The organism is Oleiphilus sp. HI0079 (assembly GCF_001635105.1).
In genome coordinates, this window is record NZ_LWFT01001071.1 from 1 (window position 1) to 1,105 (window position 1,105).

Below are 1,105 nucleotides of genomic sequence, written 5' to 3' on the forward strand. Positions count from 1 at the left end.
ATCGATAGTGTGTGCCAATCAGGTCGCTGTCATTAATATAGCCGTCGTATAGGTTCAGCCCCATTTCCATTTGCGTGCTGAGTTTTTTGATTACATCGTCTTCGCCAGTCAGCTCATGTACGACTTTGATGCCCGTAATGTCATAGAAAGCTCGGCTCAAGGTATTTGCTTCGTACCAATGGGTGTCGATGCGTTCAGAAATAACGTGAATGGTCAGGTCTTGATAAGGTTTTGCCGCTTCGGCAAACCAGTTGAGTTCTCTCGTTTGCTCTTCAAGATTTAAGGTTGAAGGTTGGAACTCATTCAAAATCCAGCGTTTTATTTTTGCCTCATTGGAATAAAGATCGGCAGAAAAAAAGCCTATACATAAAATACAGAACAAGAGCTTAGCGCATAGCTGCTCTATGGTTTTGTGTCCGTGATGCGTTAGGTTCATCAAAAACGCTGGCTCGTATCAATGTCGAGTAAGAACTTTTCAGAGTAGGCTTGGTATATTTCCTCTATCGTTCCGTTCTCGTACAGTGTTTTCAGTTGCATCGTGAGCTCGTCAATAAGCTGGTCGTCTGTTTCTATATGGCAGGCTAGCCCGCGCAAGACCGTTAAGAACCAGAATTGGGGTTTTAACGCGATCCCTGTGACGTCTGAATGGTACGCGGCAACGAGTTCGTCTGTCGCCCATAATTCGGTTCGTCCTAAACGCAACTTCTCAATGTTTTGCTTTGCGCTGCCTGCGGCATCTACTTGCAAAGGTATTTTCGCCGTGTTGAGGTAATTTTCTAGTCCACTTCCACTCAACGTGCCAATTCGGTAGGAAGCAAGCTGTTCAAGTACCGTGACTTCTATCGGACTTGATTGCAAAGAAAAAATGGTGGATTTGGTGACTAACAAGGGGCTGACCCACTTGTAAATAGTCTCTCGTTCTTGCGTTCGTTGCAGCGGGAAAACACAGTGCTGTGGTCTTTCGTCGACGATTTTTATTGCGCGCTTTAAAGGCACAATTTTTAGCTCGTACTCTATGTTTGATCTTTTGAAGAGCTGCTCAATAATGTCGATGGCAATCCCGCCTTCGCCGTTCTGGTAGGCAAAAGGATGTGATTCGGGTGCG

General features: G+C 45.3%; 1 protein-coding gene and 1 pseudogene. Both read right to left on the reverse strand.

The annotated features are described in order from the left end of the window. Positions 1-436 (reverse strand): annotated as a pseudogene (locus A3750_RS19080) (carbohydrate ABC transporter substrate-binding protein); the annotation flags it as partial. Further along, positions 436-1,105, reverse strand: a 670-nt coding sequence (locus tag A3750_RS19085; RefSeq protein WP_068548634.1) for an ABC transporter substrate-binding protein, incomplete at its 5' end; no start/stop codon positions are given. The pseudogene A3750_RS19080 and the gene A3750_RS19085, both read right to left, overlap by 1 nt.